At 66.4% G+C, this 21740-nt stretch carries 20 protein-coding genes and 1 tRNA gene; 13 read left to right on the top strand and 8 right to left on the bottom strand.

Going from position 1 to position 21740, the window contains the following annotated elements:
- Positions 1-227 precede the first annotated feature (227 nt).
- The 4 genes from RKE40_RS01350 to RKE40_RS01335 are packed head-to-tail and all read left to right on the top strand — an operon-like array spanning position 228 to position 5208.
- Entirely contained in the window at positions 228-938 is a 711-nt protein-coding gene (locus tag RKE40_RS01350) for a TolC family protein (RefSeq protein WP_316016444.1), read from the top strand.
- Positions 939-1745 (top strand): efflux RND transporter periplasmic adaptor subunit, encoded by an 807-nt coding sequence (locus tag RKE40_RS01345; RefSeq protein ID WP_316016443.1) that lies wholly within the window; start codon positions 939-941, stop codon positions 1743-1745. It begins immediately after the preceding gene.
- On the top strand, positions 1742-3070 hold the full coding sequence (locus RKE40_RS01340) for an efflux RND transporter periplasmic adaptor subunit (RefSeq protein ID WP_316016442.1): 1329 nt from the start codon (positions 1742-1744) through the stop codon (positions 3068-3070). The genes RKE40_RS01345 and RKE40_RS01340 overlap by 4 nt, the downstream gene beginning before the upstream one ends.
- A 2-nt stretch (positions 3071-3072) precedes the next feature.
- Positions 3073-5208, top strand: coding sequence for an efflux RND transporter periplasmic adaptor subunit (locus tag RKE40_RS01335; protein WP_316016441.1), 2136 nt, complete (start codon positions 3073-3075; stop codon positions 5206-5208).
- Positions 5209-5285: 77 nt separating this feature from the next.
- Here the strand turns inward: RKE40_RS01335 and RKE40_RS01330 are convergent, their stop codons facing one another.
- The 6 genes from RKE40_RS01330 to RKE40_RS01305 all read right to left on the bottom strand — a co-directional run bounded on the left by RKE40_RS01330 (position 5286) and on the right by RKE40_RS01305 (position 9804).
- Positions 5286-5510, bottom strand: coding sequence for a hypothetical protein (locus RKE40_RS01330; protein ID WP_316016440.1), 225 nt, complete (start codon positions 5508-5510; stop codon positions 5286-5288).
- A gap of 70 nt (positions 5511-5580) precedes the next feature.
- A tRNA-Arg gene (locus tag RKE40_RS01325) sits at positions 5581-5657 on the bottom strand.
- 316 nt (positions 5658-5973) lie between these two features.
- On the bottom strand, positions 5974-7479 hold the full coding sequence (locus RKE40_RS01320) for a tripartite tricarboxylate transporter permease (protein WP_316016439.1): 1506 nt from the start codon (positions 7477-7479) through the stop codon (positions 5974-5976).
- Between the two features lie 55 nt (positions 7480-7534).
- Entirely contained in the window at positions 7535-8089 is a 555-nt protein-coding gene (locus RKE40_RS01315) for a tripartite tricarboxylate transporter TctB family protein (RefSeq protein WP_316016438.1), read from the bottom strand.
- Positions 8086-9054 (bottom strand): Bug family tripartite tricarboxylate transporter substrate binding protein, encoded by a 969-nt coding sequence (locus RKE40_RS01310; RefSeq protein WP_316016437.1) that lies wholly within the window; start codon positions 9052-9054, stop codon positions 8086-8088. The genes RKE40_RS01315 and RKE40_RS01310 overlap by 4 nt, the downstream gene beginning before the upstream one ends.
- 57 nt (positions 9055-9111) lie before the next feature.
- Positions 9112-9804: an FCD domain-containing protein gene (locus tag RKE40_RS01305; RefSeq protein WP_316016436.1), complete on the bottom strand. Its 693-nt coding sequence runs from the start codon at positions 9802-9804 to the stop codon at positions 9112-9114.
- A gap of 98 nt (positions 9805-9902) precedes the next feature.
- On the opposite strand from RKE40_RS01305, the gene RKE40_RS01300 reads away from it, so the two are divergent.
- Genes RKE40_RS01300 through RKE40_RS01290 form a run of 3 tightly spaced genes read left to right on the top strand, consistent with a single transcriptional unit; the run spans position 9903 to position 12739 of the window.
- Positions 9903-11099: a CaiB/BaiF CoA transferase family protein gene (locus RKE40_RS01300; RefSeq protein ID WP_316016435.1), complete on the top strand. Its 1197-nt coding sequence runs from the start codon at positions 9903-9905 to the stop codon at positions 11097-11099.
- A gap of 30 nt (positions 11100-11129) precedes the next feature.
- Positions 11130-11915, top strand: coding sequence for an enoyl-CoA hydratase (locus tag RKE40_RS01295; protein ID WP_316016434.1), 786 nt, complete (start codon positions 11130-11132; stop codon positions 11913-11915).
- A gap of 14 nt (positions 11916-11929) precedes the next feature.
- Positions 11930-12739: an enoyl-CoA hydratase gene (locus RKE40_RS01290; RefSeq protein WP_316016433.1), complete on the top strand. Its 810-nt coding sequence runs from the start codon at positions 11930-11932 to the stop codon at positions 12737-12739.
- Between the two features lie 112 nt (positions 12740-12851).
- Here the strand turns inward: RKE40_RS01290 and RKE40_RS01285 are convergent, their stop codons facing one another.
- A complete protein-coding gene (locus RKE40_RS01285) occupies positions 12852-13778 on the bottom strand; it encodes a LysR family transcriptional regulator (protein ID WP_316016432.1) in 927 nt (308 codons plus the stop codon).
- Positions 13779-14106: 328 nt separating this feature from the next.
- On the opposite strand from RKE40_RS01285, the gene RKE40_RS01280 reads away from it, so the two are divergent.
- The 6 genes from RKE40_RS01280 to RKE40_RS01255 all read left to right on the top strand — a co-directional run bounded on the left by RKE40_RS01280 (position 14107) and on the right by RKE40_RS01255 (position 20957).
- Positions 14107-15045 carry a Bug family tripartite tricarboxylate transporter substrate binding protein gene (locus tag RKE40_RS01280; protein ID WP_316016431.1) on the top strand — a complete coding sequence of 313 codons (939 nt, stop codon included), beginning with the start codon at positions 14107-14109 and terminating at the stop codon, positions 15043-15045.
- Positions 15046-15061: 16 nt separating this feature from the next.
- The gene (locus tag RKE40_RS01275; protein WP_316016430.1) at positions 15062-15586 is read left to right on the top strand and encodes a GlcG/HbpS family heme-binding protein; all 525 of its coding nucleotides are present in this window, start codon (positions 15062-15064) and stop codon (positions 15584-15586) included.
- Positions 15587-15691: 105 nt separating this feature from the next.
- Positions 15692-16471: a 2-oxo-hept-4-ene-1,7-dioate hydratase gene (gene hpaH / locus RKE40_RS01270; RefSeq protein ID WP_390893170.1), complete on the top strand. Its 780-nt coding sequence runs from the start codon at positions 15692-15694 to the stop codon at positions 16469-16471.
- 467 nt (positions 16472-16938) lie between these two features.
- The gene (locus RKE40_RS01265) at positions 16939-17958 is read left to right on the top strand and encodes a D-cysteine desulfhydrase family protein (protein ID WP_316016428.1); all 1020 of its coding nucleotides are present in this window, start codon (positions 16939-16941) and stop codon (positions 17956-17958) included.
- 212 nt (positions 17959-18170) lie between these two features.
- Positions 18171-19376: an ABC transporter substrate-binding protein gene (locus RKE40_RS01260; protein WP_316016427.1), complete on the top strand. Its 1206-nt coding sequence runs from the start codon at positions 18171-18173 to the stop codon at positions 19374-19376.
- A gap of 78 nt (positions 19377-19454) precedes the next feature.
- Positions 19455-20957, top strand: coding sequence for an aldehyde dehydrogenase (locus RKE40_RS01255; RefSeq protein ID WP_316016426.1), 1503 nt, complete (start codon positions 19455-19457; stop codon positions 20955-20957).
- A 42-nt stretch (positions 20958-20999) separates the two neighbouring features.
- Here RKE40_RS01255 and RKE40_RS01250 read toward each other — a convergent pair whose 3' ends face one another.
- Positions 21000-21671: a helix-turn-helix domain-containing protein gene (locus tag RKE40_RS01250; RefSeq protein WP_316016425.1), complete on the bottom strand. Its 672-nt coding sequence runs from the start codon at positions 21669-21671 to the stop codon at positions 21000-21002.
- Between the last annotated feature and the right edge of the window lie 69 nt (positions 21672-21740).

The following is a 21740-nucleotide window of genomic DNA, read 5'->3' as shown; positions in this document are numbered from 1 at the left end:
CCCTCGCATCAGACGAGCGAGCACGCCGGCACCGACGCCAGCGGTCATGCCGTCGGCAACCTGACCGAGGGCGGCACTGTCGTCCTCTATGACGGCCGGCCTTCGGGCGGCGTGGAACGCCCGGGCCTGCACTATTCCGTGCCCGGCGCAGCGCCCGAGCAGATCGTCTATACGGTGATGTCCTTCGACGGCGTCGCCTCGGCCGTTTCGGCCTCTCGGTCGAGCAGATGGAGCGCGTCGCCCTCGTCAACCGCTCGGAGCTCCGCGAAGAGGGCTACAACGCCCGCATCGTCCGCAACGAAGGCCATCGCGCCCTGCTGCGCCTCGTGCCGGGTGTCACCCTGCTCGGCTCCCTGAACTACGACAGCAACAGCTACCTGCTCTTCAACAACTGGCAGGAAGGCGGGGTGCGCGTTGCCGCGAACCTGCTCCGCATCGTGACCAACTATCCCAAGATCAGCCAACTCAACGAGGTCCAGTCGGAGATCTCCGAAACCCGGCGACTGGCCACGACGATGGCCGTCCTGGCGCAGGTCCAGGTCTCGGCCCAGCAATACCAGATCGCGCGGAAGAGCTATGAGCGGCTCAATTCCATCTCGACCATCAACCGGCGCATCGCCCAGCTGTCACGCGATGGTCAGGAGGCCCAGACGACCTCCGAGCTCGATGCGATCCGCGAGAAGGCCGCCTCGGCGCTGACCGAGCTGCGCCGGCACCGCGCCTATGCCGATCTGCAGAATGCCCATGCCGCGATCAATGTCAGCCTCGGCCTCGACCCGGTTCCGGCCGAAGCCTTTGGCCGCGATCTCGGCGAGCTGACAGCGCAGATCAATCGCCGCAACGAGGAGTGGCGGGCCGGCCGCATCGCGGTTCCGCGCCTCGATGAGGTCGAGCAGCCGGCGAAGCCGGGCACGACGACCGTCGCCAACGCGCTCTAGATGGCCTTGCCGCGACCGGATCGCGACCGGCCCGCGCGGGAGCAGGCCGGCCGGGCGGCACGCTTGCCGTGCTATGTCGTTGCGGCCGTGCTGCTGTCGGGCCTTGCGCCGGTACGGCCGGCTGCGGCCGAGTCTGCCGTCGAAGTCCGGGTGCAGATCACCCCGCGCCACGCGACCATTCTGTCGAGCGAGATCGCCGGCAAGATCAGCGAGCTGCCCTTTCGGGAAGGGGAGGCCTTCGAGAAGGGGCAGGAGATCGCTTCGCTCGACTGCGATTCCTATCGGGCGCGGCTCCAGCTCACCGACGCAAAAGTGAGCGGCGCCGAACGCAAGCTGGAGGCGATCCGCCTGCTCGATCAGCGCAAGGCGGTGGGGCGCATCGACGTCGATCTGGCGGCGAGCGAGTTCGATGCCGCCAAGGCCGAGCAGCAAATGGCAGCCAAGGACGTCAGCCGCTGCATCGTGCACGCCCCGTTCAGCGGCCGCATCGCCGAATTGCGGGTGAAGCGCCATCAATACGTCGCCGCCGGCGAACCGCTGGCCGACATCCTCAACGAGCGCGAGCTCGAGATCGAGCTGCTCGTGCCGTCGCGCTGGATTGCCTGGCTGAAGGCCGGAACCCGGTTCACCACGCGGATCGAGGAGCTGCAGCGCGACTATCCGGCCGAGGTGACGCGCATCGTGCCGCGCATCGACCCGGTGAGCCAGACCCTGAAGATCTACGGCACGATCATGGGCGCCCATGCCGAGCTGGTCGCCGGAATGAGCGGCATTGCCCAATTGACGGCGCCCCCCCGCGCGCCATGAACAGCCAGTCCTCGACGCCGCTACTCCGGCTTTCGTTGCTGCTGCAGCTCGAACGGAGGGCGCGGGCGGCGAAAGGCGACGAGCTCGCCTTCCTGATCGCGAACGAGACCTTTGGGCTGGTCCCTTACCGGCAGGCCTTCCTCTGGAGCGGCGCGTCGCAAGGGCGGATCCTGTCCATGTCCGGGATCGCGACGGTCGAGCGCAATGCACCGATGGTCGCCTGGCTCGAAAAGCTCTTCGGCGCGATCGCACGCTCCGACGCGTCCGGGCCGCGCACGCTGACCGCCGGGGATGTGCCGCAAGCCAACCGGCAGGACTGGCCGGAATGGCTGCCGCCCTATCTGGTCTGGCTGCCGCTCGGGCACGGCGCGGATGTCCTCGTCCTTGCCCGGGAGACGGAGCTTGACGAGGGCGACCGGCAACTGCTCGGCTTCCTGGTCGATGCCTATGGGCATGCCCTTGCCGCGCAACGCCCCCGCGGTCTGGCGGGGCGCTCGCTCGGCCTCGCCACCCGCCGGAAACGGCTGATCGGTGCGGGAGCGGCCGCACTTGTTCTGCTCGCGGCCTTCTTGCCGGTGCGGCAGACGGCGCTGGCACCAGCCGAGATCGTTCCGCGCGAGCCGGCGGTCATCCGCGCGCCTCTGGAAGGGGTGATCGACCGGATCCTGGTCAAGCCGAACCAGCCCGTTTCGGCGGGCGACGTGCTGTTCAATCTCGACGATCGCCGCCTGACCAACCAGCTCGACGTCGCCAATGGCGCCCTGCAGGCGATCGAGCTCGAGCTGCGGCAGGCCAGGCAGCTCGCCGTCGTCGACCAGAAGGTGCGTTCGACGCTGCCCATGCTGCAGGGCAAGTTCGATCAGCAGCGCGCCGAGATCGCCTATCTGCGCGAGCAGCTGGCGCGCATCGAGGTGCGGGCGCCGCGCAGCGGCGTCGCCGTGCTCGACGATCCCAGTGAATGGCTCGGACGGCCGGTCGCCATCGGCGAGAGGGTCCTTGTCGTCGCCGACCCGGCGAAAGTCGAGATCCAGGCGAGGTTGTCCGTCGCCGATGCCATCCAGCTCGACGACGACGCGCCGTTACGCCTCTTCCTCAACATCGCGCCCGAGCGGCCCCTCGATGCGGTCCTCAGCCAGTCCTCCTATCAGGCGATCCAGGGGACGGACGGCGTGCTGGCCTATCGCCTCAAGGCGCGCCTGACCGGCGAGGAACAGCCGCGGATCGGCCTCAAGGGCACGGCGAGGATCTATGGGGAGCCTGTGCCGCTGGCCTATGCCCTGTTCCGCCGCCCCTTCGCGGCGCTGCGGCAATGGGCCGGGCTCTAGCCATGGCGACCGCCGCCGGAGCCCTGTCCGCTGACGCGCCGCTGTCGCCGCTGCGCGACGAGATCATGCTCGAGCCGGGCCCTTCTCTGCGCGGCGGGGCGCCGAGCTGGACGCTGTGCGACCCGGCGCGCAATCGCTTCTTCAGGATCAGCTGGGTCGAGTTCGAAATCCTTTGCCGCTGGCGCCTGCGCCGTCCGCAGGAGATCGTGCGCAGCGTCAATGCCGATACTGCCCTGACGATCGAGCCGGAGGATGTCGAGAGGGTTTCGTCCTTCCTCGACCAGGCCGAGCTGCTGCGCCGATCCACCCCGGACGATACGGGCCGGCTCGTCGGGCGCCAGCTTGCCGGCCGGAAGGACTGGCTGAGCTGGCTCCTGCACAGCTACCTCTTCGTACGGGTGCCGCTGCTGCGGCCGGAGCCGCTGCTCAGGGCGCTGCTGGCGGCCGTACCCTGGGTCTATGGCCGGACCTTCTTCCTCGTGAGCCTGCTTGCGGGGCTGACCGGCCTTTTCCTGGTCACGCGGCAATGGGACGGCTTTGTCTCCGCGCTGCCATGGTTCTTCTCGCTGGAAGGCATGGTGGTGGCCGCGCTGGCCCTGTTCGCCGCCAAGGCTCTGCACGAAATCGGGCACGGGCTGACCGCGGTCCGCTATGGCTGCCGCGTCCCGACGATGGGCGTCGCCTTCCTCGTCATGGCGCCGGTGCTCTACACCGACACCAGCGCCGCCTGGCGCCTGCGCGAGCGCCGGCATCGGCTCGCCATCGGCGGCGCCGGCATCGCGGCCGAGCTCTACCTCGCGCTCTACGCGCTGCTGCTGTGGAATTTCCTGCCTGACGGCGTGCTGCGCAGCGCGGTCTATCTGTGGGCGACCTCGACCTGGATCCTGACTGTCCTGATCAACGTCTCGCCCTTCATGCGCTTCGACGGCTATTATCTGCTCTCCGACATCGTCGAGATCCCCAATCTGCAGGAGCGTGCCTTCGCCCTGACGCGGCATCGCATCCGGCGGCTGCTGTTCGCCTTCGACGAGGAGCCGCCCGAACACTGGCCGGAGCGCACACGGCTCTTCCTGATCTCCTGGGCGGTCGCGACCTGGATCTATCGCTTCTTCCTGTTCCTCGGGATCGCGCTGCTCGTCTACCACATGTTCTTCAAGGCTCTCGGCCTGGCGCTGTTCGCCATCGAGATCTGGTTCTTCATCCTGCGGCCGGTCATGCGCGAATTGGCGGAATGGGGACGGCGGCTGCGGACGACCGGCCTCAACCGGCGCAGCCTGACGAGCCTCGCGCTGCTGGCGGCCCTGCTCGCCGGCCTGTTCGTGCCGTGGCGAACCTCGCTGCATCTGCCGGCCATCTTGGCGGCGCGGGAGCGCACCCAGCTCTATCTTCCCGTCGCTGCGCAGGCGAAGGCCGTTCACGCCGGCGTCGGCGACAGCGTCACGGCGGGGCAGGCGATCGTCAGCTTCGAGTCGCCGGACCTCGCCTTCAAGCTCGCTCAGGCCGGACGGAACGTCGCGAGCCTGGCCGCCCAGATCCAGGCCGTGGCGACCGGAGCAGGCGATCCGGCGCGAGCCTCGGTTCTGGCGGAAAGGCTCGCAGCCGCACGCTCGGAGGTCGCAGCCCTCGAGCAGGAAAGCGAACGCCTTGTGGTCCGGGCCCCCTTTGCCGGCGTCGTCGCCGAGCTCGCCGAGCCGCTCGGGGACGGTGAATGGTTCAAGGCCGGCGAGGCCGTGGCCTATATCGTCGACCTCACCGCCGTCAGGATCGACGCCTATGTCGAGGAGGCCGATCTCGGCCGGCTGGCGCCCGGAGCCGGTGGCACTTTCATCCCGACGGACCTGTCGCAGGCCGGCATCGACGTCCGCGTCGCGGCGATCGATGAGACGGCGGTACGCGCGCTGCCGGATCGCGAGCTGGCGTCGCTGCACGGCGGCCACATCGCCGTGCGCCAGGATGAGAACCGCCAGGCGGTTCCGGAAGTCCCGGTCTATCGCGTCGCGATCGAGGCCCTGACCCATCCGCAAGTGCGCCACACCATCGTCGGAACGGCGGTCGTCGAGGCGAAGCCGGTTCGCCTCTACAGGCTGATCGTCAATTTCGCTCTGAGGATCTTCTACCGGGAAGGGGCGCTCGGCTAGCCCGGTGGATAGCTCCAGAATCTGGCACGGTGACGAAGGGAGCCGTCCGCTTGTGGCAGGCGCCTGAGGCGCTCGGCTCAAAGATCGGAGCCGCCGCAGCCGCAACGGCGCACGTCTTGATGCGTAGAGCTGGCGATGGCTGGAACAAGCGATGCCGAGAACATGGCCCAGATCGAGCGCGCCACGGACAAGGCGCGATGATCGATCGCCGGCAGGCCGAGCGGCGCGGCCTCGCAGGCACCGGGCAGGCCAAGATCGACAACGTCATCGACCTCCACGCCAAGCGCCGAGCCCAGAACCAAGTGCAAATCTGGGATTGTAAGCGGCCCTGCAAACGGGCTGTAAACGGCGCCCTCAAAAGGAGCCAAGTAATGGCGCGCCCGACACGATTCGAACGTGTGACCTTTGCCTTCGGAGGGCAACGCTCTATCCAGCTGAGCTACGGGCGCAAACCGTGAAGGCTGGATAGCTGATCCCAGCCGCTTCGGCAATGCGGGATTTCGCGATTGAGTGAAGCCCGAGCGCGGCAAAGGTCGCGCATTCGAATCGTGTCGGGCGTGGCGGGGCTGTGGCTGCTCATCGACAGTGGTAGATCGTCGAACGGACCGATATGCGGTGATCGCCTTCATCGTGATCCGCATTGCGATAGACGCGTCCGCGGTGACGAGGCTTGCGAACTTCGCCCGGGGGAAGCCGGCGGCTCAGCACAGACTCTGCCTCGGCTGATCGACCGCCGGGCCTGGGTTGGCGTCAGCCGCTACGCGGTCACTTCTCGGCGGCACGCAGACGCGCCGATTTCGTCGCGCCTCGGATCGCCCGCGCCAGCCAGGGCGCGCATACGCTCAACGCCGTCACCACGAACAGGGCGACCACGATCGGGCGGCTAAAGAACAGCAGCCAGTTGTGGTCGAAGATCAGCAAGGACTGCTTCAGCGTCTCCTCGACCATCGTGCCGAGCACCAAGCCCATCACGAGCGGCGCAGGTGAGAAACCATAGCGGCGCATCACATAGCCGATCACGCCGAAGCCGAGCATCACCCAGACATCGACCAGCGACTGGTTGGGGCCGTAGGCGCCGACGATCGCGAAGACCAGCACGCCGGGCCACAGGATCGCATCGGGGATCAGCGTGATCCGGGCGAAGAGCTTGGCGGCGAACAGGCCGAGGACGACATAGATCAGGTTCGAGGCCAGCATCGAGGCGAAGACCGCGTAGAGCAGGGTCGGCTGCTCGTTGAACAGATGCGGGCCCGGCCGAACGCCCTGGACGATCAGGCCGGCGAGGATGATCGCCGTGGTCGCGCTGCCCGGTATGCCGAGCGCCAGTGTGGGCACCATGCTGCCGCCGACCGCGGCGTTGTTGGCGGCCTCGGGGCCGGCGATGCCCTCGATCGAGCCCTTGCCGAACTCGTCCTTGTATTTCGACCAGCGCCTGGTCTCGTTATAGGAAATCAGGGCGGCGGTGGTCGCGCCTAACGCGGGCAGAATGCCGATGAAGGTGCCCAGCACGCTCGACAGCCCGATCGCCTTGGCGCATTTGCGATAGTCGGCCATGGTGGGCAGCTTCATCACCCCAAGGCCAAGCCGCTCGGGAATGATCTGCAGCCTGCCGGCCTGCACCAGCAATTCGCTGATCGCGAACAATCCAGTCAGCACCGGCACCAGGCCGAGCCCCTCGCTCAGTTCGGGGACGCCGAAGGTGAAGCGGTCGACGCCGGTCATCAGATCCAGCCCGACCGTCGCCAGCAGCACGCCGAAGGCCCCGACCATCAGGTTCTTGATGCCCGTAGAGCTGCCCACGGCAGCCAGCATCGACAGGCCGAAGATCGCGAGCGCAAAATATTCGGGCGGGCCGAAGCTGTATGCCGCCTTCGCTAGCAGCGGGGCCGCGACGATCAGCACGAAGACGCTGAAGATGCCGCCGATCGCGCTTGCGATCGTCGATATGCCCAGGGCTCGCCCGGCCTCGCCGCGCCGCGCCATCGGATAGCCGTCATAGGCGGTTGCCGAGGCGGACGGATCACCGGGCGTGTTGATCAGGATTGCGGTGATCGAGCCGCCGAAATTGGCTGCGCAATAGATCGCGCCGAGGAAGGCGATGCTGGCGACCGGGCTCATGGTGATGGTGATCGGCAGGAGAAGTGCCGCCGTCGTGCTGCCGCTGAGGCCCGGCAGCGCGCCGACGATGACGCCGAGCACGGTTCCCGCGAGGATGATGCCGACCATATAGGGGTCGGCGAGGATCGCCATGCCGGCAAGAAAAGCGTCCATCTGGTCCTCGTAGCGGGTTGCACAACGCTCCGGCAGGCGCGATGCAGCGCGCTGCTCAGCTCAAACAGGTCTGAAGAAATCCGCGGGGCAGGCCGATGCCAAAGCCACGCACAAAGGCGAAATGCAGAGAGAGCGACATGCCGGCGGCGATCGTTGCCAGCAGCAGCAAGCGCCGCTCGCCCCAGAGACGCCCGATGCCGATGATTGATGCGACGACGGCACCGTGGATGCCGAACACCGCCATGGCCGCCATTACGCCGCCGACCGCGGCCGCTGTGGCGTAGACCATCGGATGTACCGCCTCGATCTCCGGCTGGCAGCGGCTGCGGGCCGTCCAGGCCAGCCAGCACGCCAGCACGATGATGACGCTGAGCACGAGCTGCGGAAAAGCCGCCGGACTCATGCCCGTGGAAATCGCCGCCGGGACGTCGTCAAAGGCCAGTGTCAGGCCCCAGACCGCGAGGGACAGCGCGATGATGACGAGGGCAGTCGTGACATCTGAGCGGACACGGCCGGGCACGGACCCGGCCGCAGCGGATGTCGCGGCGTCCCGTTCCGTCGTCGACGCTGCAAGCGTGGTCGACGGCGACGGAAGCTGCCGGGCCATCATTTCTTGATCCCGATCGAGGTCAGGGCGGCGTCGCCGGTTTTCAGGAATTCGTCGATCTCGGCCTGCCATTCGGCGCGGCCGACGACGCTGTCCCGGGATTGGCCGGAGCTCTTCAGATAGTCCTGATAGATCTGGCCCTTCATGGCCTTGACCACGCCCTCTTCCAGCACCTTGATCCGGTCCTCCGGCGTGCCTTTCAGAACGGCGAAGCCGCGCGTCGTCGAATAGACCGCTGGAATGCCGATCTCAGCCGCCGTCGGGGTCTGCGGCAGCGAATCCATCTTGTTCTTGGAGAAGGCGATCAGCGCCCTGACCTCATTCGCCTTGATCTGCGATTCAGCCTCGGCGTAGTTCAGCAGCGCGCCATCGAGATTGCCGCCGACGAGATTGACGACAATGTCGCCGCCGCCGCGGAAGGGTACGACGATCGGCTTCAGCAGCCCGGCCTTCTCGGCGAAGCCGACGACGGCGATGTGATCGACGCTGCCGATCTGAGTGGTGCCGAACTTCAGCGACTTGGCCTTGGCCGCCGCGATGAAATCCTGCGCCGTCTTGTAGGGGCTGTTGGCCCCGACCATCAGAACTTGCGGGTCCTCGGTGGCGCGAGCGATGCCGACGAGATCGCCGACCTTCACTCCAGCGCCCTTGCCTTGCAACAAGGTCAGCAGATGGGTCTGCGTGATCAGCATGATGGTGTGGCCGTCCTTGGCACGGGAGGCGGCATATCCGAGCGAGGCCGAGCCGCTGCCGCCGGTCTTGTTGGCGACCACGAGCTCTGTCTTCAGTGCGGCGGGCGCCTGAACCATCATCATGCGGGCGGTGATGTCCGTGCCGCCGCCGACGCCCGCATGGGTGACGACCTCGATCGGCTTGGACGGAAACGCCTCCTGGGCCCGTGCTGCTCCCGCGACCAGGACAGCGAGGCCGAAGCCCAGCGCAAGGCACGTCTTCTGATGTGCTGGCATAGTCGTTTCCTCCTCCGTTGCTGGGCCGGCCCATTCGGGCTCGTTCCCGTCCCCTGTTCAGGCTTCTTTGCGTTCCTCCGCTTCCTGCCGCGCGAGCAGCCAGCGGCGCTTGCCGCCATGGGCGTGAGCTTCGGCAAGCCGGCGGGCACGGTCGGCGTCGCCGACGGCCATGGCCTCGACGATCGCCCTGTGCTCGGCATTGGATTCGCGCATGCGCGGGGCCGTGCTGAGCGCGCTCTGGCGCAGGAGATGGGTCTCCTTGATCAGCGCTTCATAGGTCTGCCTGGCGCGGCCATGGGCGGCGAAGTCCAGGATCACATCGTGAAATTCGAGGTTGAGGCGATAGTAATTCGCCCCGTCGTCGCGCTCGATGGCGTCGTCCATCTGCGCGACCAGCCCCGACAGTGCCGCGAGCTGATCCGGCGTGATCAGCTCTACCAATCTCTGGCAGACGAAGCCGAAGACGACGGCGCGCAGATCGTAGATCTCGTTGGCCTCTTCGTCCGTAATCTGGCGCACGAACACGCCGAGATTGACGACCGAGTTGAGCAACCCCGAGCGGACCAGGCCGCGTGTCGCCTCGCGGATCGGCCCGCGGCTGACGCCGAGGCGGACGGCCAATGCCTGCTCGTTGATGCGCTCGCCGGCCGCCAGCTCGCCGGCCAGGATCATGCGTTCGATCTCGCCCTGGACGATATCGGTCAGGGTCTGGGTGCGGCGCTGGGCGATGGCTGACATGACGTCGTTCATGGCCTGATCCTTGACACACAAAATGCAAGTGTCAACAGTTTACGAACATTGTTGACAGTCTGCATTTTGCTCGGCAGGCTGCTGGGAAGGAGAAGGCCATGCCTTTCAAACCCGCCTCGCGAGCCCTGTCCCGTTTCACCGTGCTCGATCTCACACGCGTCAGATCCGGGCCGACCGCTGTCCGCCAACTCGCCGACTGGGGTGCGAACGTCATCAAGATCGAGACGCCGCCGGAGCTGGAGCCGGGCGAGGGGCCGGGCGGCCCGCGCAACGGTCCCGATTTCCAGAACCTGCATCGCAACAAGCGCAGCCTGACGCTCAATCTCAAATCGGAAGAGGGCAAGGCGATCCTGCGCAGGCTGGTCGAAAAAGCCGACGTGATCGTCGAGAACTATCGCCCCGACGTGAAACACCGGCTCGGCATCGCCTATGAGCAGTTGGCCGCACTCAACCCACGCCTCGTCTATGCCAGCATCTCGGGCTTCGGGCAGGACGGGCCCTATGCGACGCGGCCGGGCTTCGACCAGATCGCGCAGGGCCTCGGCGGATTGATGTCGATCACCGGTCTGCCCGGGCAGGGACCGGTGCGCGTCGGTATTCCGATCGCTGACCTGACGGCCGGACTCTACTGTTCGCTCGGCATCATGGTGGCGCTGCTGGCGCGCGAGGAAACCGGCAAGGGACAATGGGTCCAGACCTCATTGCTCCAGGCCCAGATCGCGATGCTCGATTTCCAGGCGGCGCGCTGGCTGATGGATGGCGAAGTCCCCAAGCAGGCCGGCAACAATCACCCGACCAGCATCCCCACCGGCGTTTTCCAGACCGCAGACGGCCATATCAACATCGCAGCAACCGGGCAGGCGATCTGGGAGCGCTTCTGCCGCTCGGTCGATCGCGCCGACCTTATCACGCATCCGGACTATGCCACTGCGGCGCTGCGCTCCCGCAACCGCGACGCGCTGGGGCAGGAGATCAACGCGATCCTCACGACGCAGAATTGCAGCTACTGGATCGCGCGTTTCAGCGAGTTCGGCGTGCCCTGCGGCTCTATCAACAGCATCGACGAGGTCTTCGCAGACCCGCAGGTCCAGCATCTGGGCATTGCGCAGAGCATCCATTCGCCGGCGCTCGCCCGCGAGATCACGCTTGTCGGCCAGCCGGTCCAGCTCAGCGACACGCCGAGCTCCATCCGCGTGCCGCCACCGGAACAGGGCGAGCAGTCCGACGAGATCCTGCGCGAGATCGGCTTTTCGCCCGCAGACATCGCCGCCTTCCACGCCAATGGCACGATCTAACCGAAGCGACCGCAGTCAGGATTTTTCCCAATGACCGACAAGATGATCGCCCGCAAGGCCGATGGTATCGGCTGGCTGATCTTCAACAATCCCGAGCGCCACAACGCCGTCTCGCTGGAGATGTGGGAGGCTGCGATCAGGATCATCGCCGATTTCCGTGCCGATCCGGAGGTCCGAGTCGTGGTGGTGCGCGGCGCCGGCGAGAAATCCTTCGTCTCCGGCGCGGACATCTCGAAATTCGACGACGAGCGCGCGCAGGAAGCGGCAGTGAGGCGCTATGAGGAGGCGACCGAGGGCACATACAGCGCGCTGCGAGCCATCGAGAAGCCGACCATCGCGATGATCCAGGGCTATTGCATCGGCGGTGGTGCGAACCTCGCGGTCTGCTGCGACCTGCGCCTTTGCAGCGAGACGGCGAAATTCGCTATTCCCGCCGCCAAGCTCGGCCTCGGCTACGGCTATGCCCGTATCCGGCGGTTGCTGGAGGTGGTGCACCCCTCTTTCGCCAAGGAGATCTTCTTCACGGCCCGCCAGTTCGATGCCGAGGAAGCGCGGACCATGGGGCTGGCCAACCGTATCGTCCCGCAGGCCGAGCTCGAAGCTTATGTCACCGATTACGCCCGCACCATCGCCGGCAATGCGCCGCTGACGGTGACGGCGATCAAGCAGATTGTGAACGAGGCCTTGAAGGACGAGGCGGACCGCGATCTCGCCTTCTGCGACAGACTGGTGAAGGCCTGCTTCGACAGCGAGGACTATGCCGAAGGCCGACGCGCCTTCGCCGAGAAGCGCAAGCCGAACTTCAAGGGCCGCTGAGCCGGGGAACGACGATGTCCGACAGCGCCCAGGCCGAAGCCCAGCCGACGATCCTCTACGACGTCGCGGACGGCATCGCGACGGTCACCTTCAACCGCCCCGAGGCACGCAACGCCTTCACCTTCGAGATGTACGAGCGGCTCGTCGAGATTTGCGAGACGGTGAATGCCGACGGCTCGATCCGGGCGATGATCCTCACTGGCGCGGGAGGGCGGGCCTTCGCCGCGGGCACCGACATCGCGCAGTTCCGCGCATTCAGCACCCCGGAAGACGCGCTGGGATACGAGGCGCGCATCGACCGCGTGCTCGGTGCGCTGGAGACCTGCCGCGCGCCGACGATCGCGGCGATCGCTGGCGCCTGCACGGGTGGCGGAGCGGCGATTGCCGGCTGCTGCGATCTGCGCATCGCGGCGAGCAACTCCAAATTCGGTTTCCCGATTGCGCGCACACTCGGCAACTGCCTGTCGATGTCCAACTACGCTCGCTTCGCCGAACTGCTCGGAACCGCGCGGCTGAAGGAACTGATCTTCACGGCGCGCCTGTTCGAGGCCAAGGAGGCGCTCGCGATCGGGCTCGTGAGCGAAGTGGTGGCGGAGCCTGCCGACCTCATGCCGCGCGCGCAGGAACTGGCGCGCCTCGTCGCCGGGCATGCGCCGCTTACATTGCAGGCGACGAAGCAGGCCCTGCGCCGTCTCAGGCCCGCGATCCCGCGCGACGAGGGCGATCGCCTGATCCTGATGTGCTACATGAGCGACGACTTCAAGGAAGGGATGAATGCGTTTCTCGAGAAGCGCGCGCCGTTGTTTTCCGGATTGCACCCTTAGTGCGCCCCAGGCCGTTGGAGCGGCTTCGTTTGTGTGCGAGGCAGACATGGAGTTTCCACGCCATGTCCGTTGGGGTTGACGGCTCCTCAAGGCATTGGCGAATCCATCGCCGTTACGTCGGCGATCGAGTTCGATGCTCGCTTCGATCGACGAGATCGTTCGAGGATTGACTCAGGATCTCGACGAAGGCGCTCGCTGCAGGCGAGAGCGAGCGACCGGCCCTCGTGATGATCGACACAGAGCGAAGGATCTCCGGATTCGCGATCCGCTTGAGACTGACCGCCGTCTCCGTCAGCGTGGCGACGCATTGGGGGAGAACTGCGACGCCCAGGCCTGCCCTCACCATCGCCAACGCAGTCCCTGCATAGGCCACTTCATAAGCCGGCTTCAGCGTGACACCGGCCCTGGAGAATCCCTCTTCGGCGAGGTGTCGGAAGATGCTGCGGTGGTTCAGCACGATCACCGGCAGGCTGCCGAGATCGCCCCAGGAAATCGTGTCGCGTTCTGCGATCGCGTGCCCGCGGGGATAGACTGCAACCAGCGGCTCCTGGAACAACGGCGTCCACTGCAGCTCGGGCTCCGTATCGCGAAAGCTCCCGACAGCAAGATCAGCGCTGCCGCTACGCACCTGTGCCAGGACCTCTTCGGGCAGCGAGTCCCTCAGTTGCACCGTGATCGTCGGGTAGCGTTGCTTGAACTCGGCGATGACGTCGACGAGGAAGGTCGTGGCAAGGATGTAGGGCGCAGCGATGACGATTCTGCCTCGCTGCTTCGCGCCCAATTCAGCGACGTTGGAGACGGTGGAATCGAAATCTTCGAGCAGGCGTTCGGCGCTTCGCAGCAGCTCGAGCCCGATCGCCGTTGGCTCCACCCGGCGCGTCGACCGTTCAACGAGCTGAACCTGCAGATTATCCTCGAGCTGACGGATCAGCAGGCTCAAGGCCGATTGCGTCAGGCGCAGGCGTTCGCTTGCCTTGGTAAAGCTCTTCAGCTCGACGACGAGGACGAAGGCGCGCAACTGGCGAATGGTAACGTTCATCGTTCAGCCGCCTTCGCTGATATCTGCCGGGCCGGCCCCGCCCGGCCTCCGCATTGCGATCGTCCGCCGACGTCTCCGGTACCCGTGGCCGCGATCACCGATTCTCCGCGCATGGCAGAACGGCGCGGCCGTGGCGCGCCATGCGCCAGCGGTATCGAGATGCTCTCGCGGGCGGACATGCAGCACTTCGACACTTATAAAAATACCTTGTTAGTCGATACAAATTACTCGTTGGATTCATAAATCCTGGCGCTGCTAAGGGAAGAAAAAAATGGCAAGCGACGGGAGAGACACCATGGATCGGCGACAGTGCCTGGCTGGAATTCTGTTGGCGGCAACCGCGATCACGCCGTTCGCGGTCTCCGCACAGGACTATCCCAGCAGGTTGATTAAGATCGTGGTCGGGTTTCCTCCGGGAACGGCGACCGATGTCGCGACGCGGGTCGTCGCGGAGGCGATTTCGAAGCGGCTCGGCCAACCGGTCATCACCGAGAACCGCCCGGGCGCTTCCAGCAACATCGCTGCCAAGGCGGTCGGCACCTCGACGCCCGACGGCTACACGATCTTCGTCGGCACCGTCGCCAACACGATCAATGCGGCATTCCCGAATTCGACGGCGCCGGATCTCGGCAAGGATTTCGCCGCGGTCTCGATGATCGGAACGGTTCCCAACGTGCTGGTGGTGCACCCCTCGCTCGGTGTGTCCTCGGTCGCCGAGTTGGTCGCAGCTGCCAAGGCCAAGCCCGAAGGCCTGACCTTCGCCTCCTCGGGGCACGGCACCTCCCCGCATCTGTCCGGCGAGCTCTTCGCGACCAAGGCGGGCATCAAGTTGGTGCATGTCCCCTATCGCGGCAGCGCCACCGCGGTGACCGACCTGCTCGGCGGGCAGGTCCAGCTGATGTTCTCGCCTGCTTCCTCGGTGTTGCCGCACATCCGCAGCGGTGCTCTCAAGGGGCTTGCTACAACCGGCGCGAAGCGCGGCGAACTCACGCCCGATCTGCCGACGATCCAGGAACTCGGCTTCCAGGATTTCGAGAGTTCGGTCTGGTTTGGCTTCCTGGTGCCCGTCGGTACGCCGCCGGATGTCGTCGAGAAGCTGCGCAGCGCGACCGATGCCGTGCTCGATCAGGTTGAGGTGAGCAAGCAACTCCAGACGCAGGGCATCGAGATCCTGCGCTACGGCCCGGATGCCTTCGCGAAATACATCCGAAGCGAAACCGACAAATGGGCAGAGGTGATCCGGGCTGCCGGCATCACCGCTCAGTGATCCAGGGAATTCGAAGATGCCAAAGCTGCATGTGACGGAATGTCGTGAGTTCATTCAGGCGGTCTCCGAAAAGGCGACCGAGATGGGCGTGCCGATCTCGGTTGCGATCGTCGGGCCGGAGGGGCATCTGATCGCGCTCGAGCGGATGGACGATGCCGGCTTCATCACGCCGGATATCGCGCGCGCCAAGGCCTTCACGGCCGCCGCCTTCCGCTCGATGAGCCCGCGCTTTCCTGACGGCCAGGTGATCCAGCAATGGTTCAAGGAGCGCAATCCGCAGATGCTGGTCAATGCAGCGATCTTCACCAACGGCCAGATTGTGGCCTCGGGTGGTTGCGCGCCGGTCTTCAAGGGCTCCGAAATGGTCGGTGCCTACGGGATCAGCGGCGCGACCGGCGATCAGGACGAAGAGATCGGCCGCTATGCCCGCGCGAAAGTGGGTTGGGCGCATCAGTCTGAAAGCGACACCACGCCCGACAGCGTGAAGCAGCACATCAACGAGATCTACGCCAAGATCGGCCTCGGCGGCCGGATCGAATGAGCATGCCTCGGGCGGGCGGCATGGCCTGCCCGAGCCCATCGCGGCCATGGCTGGCGCGTCGCCGCGTGCCGACCGACGCATTTCGAACGGGGACGACCTGTCGTGCTGAGTGAAGACGATCACAGGAAAGCGGCCGAGGCCATTCTCAAGGCCGAGCGGGAGCGGGTACCCTGCGTCCAGCTTTCAAAGACGTTTCCGGGGATGGAGCTCGCCGACGCCTATCGCGTCCAGGATCTCTGGGCCGAAGCGCGGATCGCCAACGGCGCTCGGGTGGTCGGCCATAAGATCGGCCTGACCTCGCGCGCCATGCAGATGGCCTCGAAGATCTCGGAGCCGGACTACGGCCGTATCCTCGACGATGCGCTCTACAATGACGGCGCACAGATCAAGGCCGAGACCTTCATCAAGCCCAGGCTCGAGGTCGAGCTCGCCTTCATCATGGGAGAGGATCTCGCCGGCCCCGGCTGCCGTGTCCACGACGTCATGCGCGCGACCGAGTTCGTCGTGCCGGCGCTGGAGATCATCGACTATCGAACCGAGGTTCCCCGCGCGATCGTCGACACCATCGCCGACAATGCCGCCTTCGGGGCGATCGTCCTCGGCGGCCGCACCATCCGTCCGTTCGATGTCGATGTCCGCTGGATCGGGGCGACCCTTTCGCAGAACGGCATCATCGAAGAATCCGGCGTCTCTGCCGCGATCATGGGACATCCGGCTGCAGGCATCGCCTGGCTGGTCAACAAGCTGCACGCGGTCGGCGCTGGGCTGAAGAAGGGCCAGATCGTGCTCGGAGGGTCGTTCACGCGTCCGGTCGACATCAGGAAAGGCGATGTCATCCATGCCGATTACGGCCCGCTCGGCGCCATCGGCGTCTCCTTCATCTGACGGGGCGCGGTGAAGCCGCCGGAAAATCGCTTCAAGCGCGCTTTGCGCGAAGGCCCCAGCAGATCGGACACTGGTGCAGCCTGCTAGGCAGTCATGCCGACGAGGCGGTTGCCGGATCGGGCTGTGACTGGTGCCGAATCCTTGCCCCGGAGGGCACTGCTCCTCCAACTGAGCTGCGGAATCAACCGTGAAGCACGGCTGATCCCAGTTGCTTCGGCAATGCGGGATTTCCGGTTTCGCCATTTCTCCTCCCGAGCCAGCGCGTCAGCGTCGGGTCGGCGGCGGTGCGACGCGATGCTCGCCGCAGGCTCCTTCATCCGCCTTTCGTGAGCCCGCAAACGGGAGCGAGCTGTCCCAGTCCCTGGACGCTCGGCAGGGATGCAGGATTGCTGCTGCCTTTTCCGTCACGGCCAATATGCTGCGGGAAAGGCGCGGGGGGCGCCGGGTTTCTGCGAGGACCAGCTGGAATGACCAAGCCCGCAATGCCGTCCGGACGGACGAGGATCGAGCTCGCAACGCTGCCGACGCCGTTCGAGAAGTGCGCACGCCTGTCACAAGAACTCGGGCGGCATGGTCCCGCCCCGGCGATCTGGATGAAGCGCGACGATTGCACGGGTTTCGCCGGCGGCGGCAACAAGGCCCGCAAGCTGGAGTTCCTGGTCGCCGAAGCTCTGCAGCAGGGCGCGGATGTGCTGGTGACCATCGGCGCGCTGCAATCGAACCATGCCCGTCAGACGGCGGCGGCCGCGGCACGGCACGGTCTCGGCTGCGTCCTCTTGCTGACCGACTCGGTGGCCAACCGCGGCGAAACCTACCGGACGAATGGGAACCAACTGCTCGACCGCATCTTCGGCGCGCAGATCCGTTTCCTCGCCGCGGGCGCGGACAGTACGGCGATTGCTGCGGAGACGATGGCGGCATTGGCCGCGCAGGGACGGAAGCCCTACCTTATTCCGGTCGGAGGCTCGAACGCGCTCGGCAGCCTCGCCTATCGCGAGGCGCTTCTGGAGCTTGCGGTGCAGGCGCAGGAGGAGGGGCTGAAGCTCGACCATATCGTCGTGCCGACCGGGAGCGGCGGCACGCATGCCGGCATCCTTGCCGGCGTCGAGGATGCCGGACTGTCTTGCCGCGTGCACGGTGTCAGCGTCTCGCGTTCCTCCGGGGAGGCGGGGGCCATCGTCGCCGGGCTGGTCCAGGAGATCTTCGCCCTCGAAGGCCGCCAGAGGGGGGCGGTGGCCGGGCTGGTGGTCGACGATACCCAGATCGGACCGGGCTATGGTCAGCCGACCGCCGCCATGGTCGAGGCCGTCGAGCTGGTCGCCCGCACCGAAGGGATCTTGCTCGACCCCGTCTATACGGGAAAGGCGATGGCCGGCCTGCTCGCGCTCGTCAGGAGTGGTGCCATCGCTCCCACCGAGACCGTCGTCTTCTGGCACACGGGCGGCGCTCCCGGCCTGTTCGCCTATCCGGAGGTGTTCGGGGGATAGTGTCCGCCGCGTCGGGCCACGGGCAAGCTGCCACCGCGCGGCAGGGCACCCTGAACCGCTATGGCCGCCATATTTTTCTTCTATAGTAGAATTCCTGGGATCGAGTGCTAGCATTCCCCTGCTTCCGGCCCGCCCACGCGGGCTTGAAGCCAAGGCTACGGCCAAAAGGCCGGCCGATCGGCGACCGAAACGGTCCAGGGGAGGACTTCACCATGACCATGCCTGCGCTGCGATCTTCGCTTCTGGCTGCGGCGATGATCGCCTGCACCTTGCCGGCGAGCGCCAATGACAAGCCGTTCCGCATCGGCGTCATCGACGACATGTCCGGCACGTTCTCGGACAATGGCGGTCCCGGCACCGCGCTGTCGGTCCGCATGGCCGTGGAGGATTTCGGTGGTTCGGTGCTGGGCCGGCCGATCGAGGTCGTGGTCGCCGACCATCAGAGCAAGCCCGATATCGGCTCGGCGCAGGCACGTCAGTTCATCGACGAGCGCGGCGTCAGCGTCATCCTGCCCGGCGGCTCGAGCTCGGTCGGCCTCGCCGTGCAGGCGGTGGCGCGCGAGCGGGAGATCACCACGCTGGTCAGCGGCGGCTATGCCCCGAACTTCACCGGCAACCAGTGCTCGCCCTATGGCACGCAATGGGCTCCTTCGACGGCGGAACTCGCCAATGCGGTCGCCAAGGGCGTCGTCGACGAGGGCGGCAACAAATGGTTCTTCCTCACCGCTGACTATGTCTTCGGCCACAGCCTCGCGGCCGATGCCGGCAAGGCGGTGAAAACTGCTGGCGGCCAGGTGGTGGGCGAGGCCCGCCACCCGCTCGGGACGGCCGACCTGTCATCGCCGCTGCTGACCGCCCAGTCCTCGGGCGCGAACGTCATCGGCCTCGCCAACGCCGGTCCCGATCTCGTGAACTCGCTGAAGCAGATGCGCGAATTCGGCGTCAAGGCGAAGCCTGCGACGATGCTGGTCTACGAGAACAACGTCGTCGCGCTCGGTCTGCCGGCGGCGCAGGGGCTCAAGCTCTCCGCCCCGTTCTACTGGGACATCAACGACGCGACCCGCGCATGGGCCAAGCGCTACATGGCGCGTTTCGACAACAAGGTTCCGACCATGGGCCATGCGCTCGCCTATATCGCGACGACGCACTACCTCAAGGCGGTCAAGGCGCTCGGCAGCGACGATGCCAAGGGCATCGCCAGGAAGATGCGCGAGCTTCCGATCACCGGCGACATGATCCAGAAGGCGCGCATCCAGGACAATGGCCGCGTCGTCATGGACATGCATCTGTTCGAGGTGAAATCCCCGGCGGAATCGAAGAGCCCGGCCGATCTCTACAAGGTGCTGGCGACTCTGCCGAGCGAGGGCCTGTTCACCCCGGCCGAGCAGAGCGGCTGCCAGCATCTCCACAAGCCCTGATCCCCGCTCGCCCCGGTGTCGGCGTTTGCCGGCGTTCCGGGGCCTGCCGGCCTCGCGACCAGACGGACAGCCAGCACGATGACCAGCACGACGGCACCGGCGCTCCCGCGCTTTCCCATGCATATCGACGGCAAGGATCATGAGGCCGTCGAAGGCGGCTGGCTGGAGACCAAGAACCCCTATACCGGCAAGCCCTGGGCCCTGATCCCGCGCGCCACCGCCGCCGATGTCGACCTCGCCGTCAGGGCTGCGCATGAAGCCTTTACCACCGGCCCCTGGTCGCGGATGAGCGCCAGCGATCGCGGCTTGCTGATGTTCCGCCTCGCCGATCTGGTCGCCGCCAATGCCGAGCGCCTCGCCGATCTCGAGGTTCGCGACAATGGCAAGCTGCGCGTCGAGATGCTCGGCCAGATGAAATATCTGCCGCGCTGGTTCCAGTATTATGGCGGGCTGGCCGACAAGATCGAGGGCCATGTCACGCCGATCGACAAGGCCAATATGTTCCACTACGTCGCCTATGAGCCGCTCGGCGTGGTCGGCGCAATCACGCCCTGGAACTCGCCGCTGCTGCTTACGGTCTGGAAGCTCGCTCCGGCGCTGGCGGCCGGCAATACCGTCGTCGTCAAGCCCTCTGAATTCGCCTCGGTCTCGATGCTGGAGCTGGCGAAGCTGTTCACGCAAGCCGGCTTCCCGCCCGGGGTCGTGAACGTCGTCACGGGCCTGGGGCAGGAGGCCGGCGAGCCGCTCGTCGAGCATCCGCTCGTGGCGCGTATCGCCTTCACCGGGGGCAACGCCGGCGGCCGCCGGATCTACGAGGCCGCCGCGCGCCAGTTCAAGCGGGTCTCGCTCGAGCTCGGCGGCAAGTCGCCCAATATCGTCTTCGCCGACGCCGATATCGACGCGGCGGTGAAGGGCGTGATCTCCGGCATCTTCGCGGCAGGCGGCCAGACCTGCATGGCCGGCTCGCGGCTCCTGCTGCAGGCCTCGATCCATGATCGCTTCCTGGACAGGCTGGTCGAAAGGATGCGCGAGGCGCGCCTCGGCGATCCCAGCGACCCCGAAACCGATATCGGCCCCGTCGCGACAGAGCAGCAGCTCGCCAAGGTGCTCGACTATATCGAGATCGCGCGCCGCGACGGCGCGCGCTGCGTCCTCGGCGGAGAGCGCAGCACGCGCCCCGGCTGCACGCAGGGTTGGTTCGTCGAGCCGACCATCTTCGCCGGCGTCACCAACACGATGCGCATCGCCCGCGAAGAGGTGTTCGGGCCGCTGCTCAGCGTCCTCAGCTTCGAGACGGAGGAGGAGGCGATCGCTCTCGCCAACGACACGCCCTTCGGGCTCGCGGCCGGCGTGTGGACCACGGATCTCGGCCGCGCCATGACCCTGCCGAAGAAGCTCAAGGCGGGTACGGTCTGGGTCAACGCCTATCGCGTCGTCAGCTATCTCGCGCCGTTCGGCGGCTTCAAGGAATCCGGGATCGGGCGCGAGAACGGCCAGGCCGCGATCATGGAATATCTCGAACCCAAGAGCGTCTTCATCAACGCGAAACCTGCGATCTCAAACCCGTTCACTCTGCAATAGCCGCAGCGCTTCCCGCCTGTTCGGGAGGGAGCAGGATGCTGCTCAGGGGCGGCGGACGATCACGCAGTAATAGCTGCAGCGCTCGCCCGTTTCGTTGACGAAGCGATAGGGCTCGCGGATCTGGAAATAGAAGCTGTCGCCGGCAGAGAGCCGGTGGATCGTCGCGCCGATCTCGACCGAGAGCCGGCCTTCCTGGATGATCAGGTGCTTCTCGACGCTACCCTCATAGGTCGGCAGCCAGCCCGAGGACATGCCCGGCGGGATCACGTGGAGCAAGAGCTCGACCCCGCTTTCGGGATGGGCCGGGGAGAGCACATGCCGCTCGAAGCCGGTCTCCGCGTCGCGGAAACTCAGGCGCTGATCGGCGCGCCGGACCGAAACGGGAGCGGCATCGCTTTCTGCGCCCATCAGCCCGGAGAGCGAAGTGCCTAGGCCGCGCGCGATCCGAGTGACAATGGCGAGCGTCGGGTTCTTCTCACCGCGCTCGACCTTGGACAGCATCGCCCGGCTGACTCCGGACCGTTCGGCGAGGCCGTCCAGCGTCAGCGCCGCCGCCTTGCGCAGCCGCCTCACGCGGGAGCCGAGCTCGAAGCCTGGTTCATGATCGGCGCGCTCGCCATCTCCGGGCCGGGCTCCGGCCGGCGGATTGGACGCCCTGTCGGAGGTCGGGCCAGGCCGGTCGAGCCTGTGGGGCTCAGGCCTGTTCAGCCGCATCGCTCATTCTCGTCGCCGGTTCTCTCTACGTTTCCGACCGGGTTATCGCATGCGCCGCACCGGCGATAA

It is taken from the genome of Allobosea rubneri (assembly GCF_032464875.1).
Classification (GTDB): Bacteria; Pseudomonadota; Alphaproteobacteria; order Rhizobiales; family Beijerinckiaceae; genus Allobosea; species Allobosea rubneri.
Note: the sequence above shows the minus strand (reverse complement) of the source record. Positions and strands in the feature narration are given on the sequence as shown.

Coding starts and splice junctions, on each gene's coding strand:
- RKE40_RS01350 (WP_316016444.1), top strand. CDS start 228: ATGGAGCGCGTCGCCCTCGTCAACCGCTCGGAGCTCCGCGAAGAGGGC.
- RKE40_RS01345 (WP_316016443.1), top strand. CDS start 939: ATGGCCTTGCCGCGACCGGATCGCGACCGGCCCGCGCGGGAGCAGGCC.
- RKE40_RS01340 (WP_316016442.1), top strand. CDS start 1,742: ATGAACAGCCAGTCCTCGACGCCGCTACTCCGGCTTTCGTTGCTGCTG.
- RKE40_RS01335 (WP_316016441.1), top strand. CDS start 3,073: ATGGCGACCGCCGCCGGAGCCCTGTCCGCTGACGCGCCGCTGTCGCCG.
- RKE40_RS01320 (WP_316016439.1), bottom strand. CDS start 7,479: ATGGACGCTTTTCTTGCCGGCATGGCGATCCTCGCCGACCCCTATATG.
- RKE40_RS01315 (WP_316016438.1), bottom strand. CDS start 8,089: ATGATGGCCCGGCAGCTTCCGTCGCCGTCGACCACGCTTGCAGCGTCG.
- RKE40_RS01310 (WP_316016437.1), bottom strand. CDS start 9,054: ATGCCAGCACATCAGAAGACGTGCCTTGCGCTGGGCTTCGGCCTCGCT.
- RKE40_RS01305 (WP_316016436.1), bottom strand. CDS start 9,804: ATGAACGACGTCATGTCAGCCATCGCCCAGCGCCGCACCCAGACCCTG.
- RKE40_RS01300 (WP_316016435.1), top strand. CDS start 9,903: ATGCCTTTCAAACCCGCCTCGCGAGCCCTGTCCCGTTTCACCGTGCTC.
- RKE40_RS01295 (WP_316016434.1), top strand. CDS start 11,130: ATGACCGACAAGATGATCGCCCGCAAGGCCGATGGTATCGGCTGGCTG.
- RKE40_RS01290 (WP_316016433.1), top strand. CDS start 11,930: ATGTCCGACAGCGCCCAGGCCGAAGCCCAGCCGACGATCCTCTACGAC.
- RKE40_RS01285 (WP_316016432.1), bottom strand. CDS start 13,778: ATGAACGTTACCATTCGCCAGTTGCGCGCCTTCGTCCTCGTCGTCGAG.
- RKE40_RS01275 (WP_316016430.1), top strand. CDS start 15,062: ATGCCAAAGCTGCATGTGACGGAATGTCGTGAGTTCATTCAGGCGGTC.
- RKE40_RS01265 (WP_316016428.1), top strand. CDS start 16,939: ATGACCAAGCCCGCAATGCCGTCCGGACGGACGAGGATCGAGCTCGCA.
- RKE40_RS01260 (WP_316016427.1), top strand. CDS start 18,171: ATGACCATGCCTGCGCTGCGATCTTCGCTTCTGGCTGCGGCGATGATC.
- RKE40_RS01255 (WP_316016426.1), top strand. CDS start 19,455: ATGACCAGCACGACGGCACCGGCGCTCCCGCGCTTTCCCATGCATATC.
- RKE40_RS01250 (WP_316016425.1), bottom strand. CDS start 21,671: ATGCGGCTGAACAGGCCTGAGCCCCACAGGCTCGACCGGCCTGGCCCG.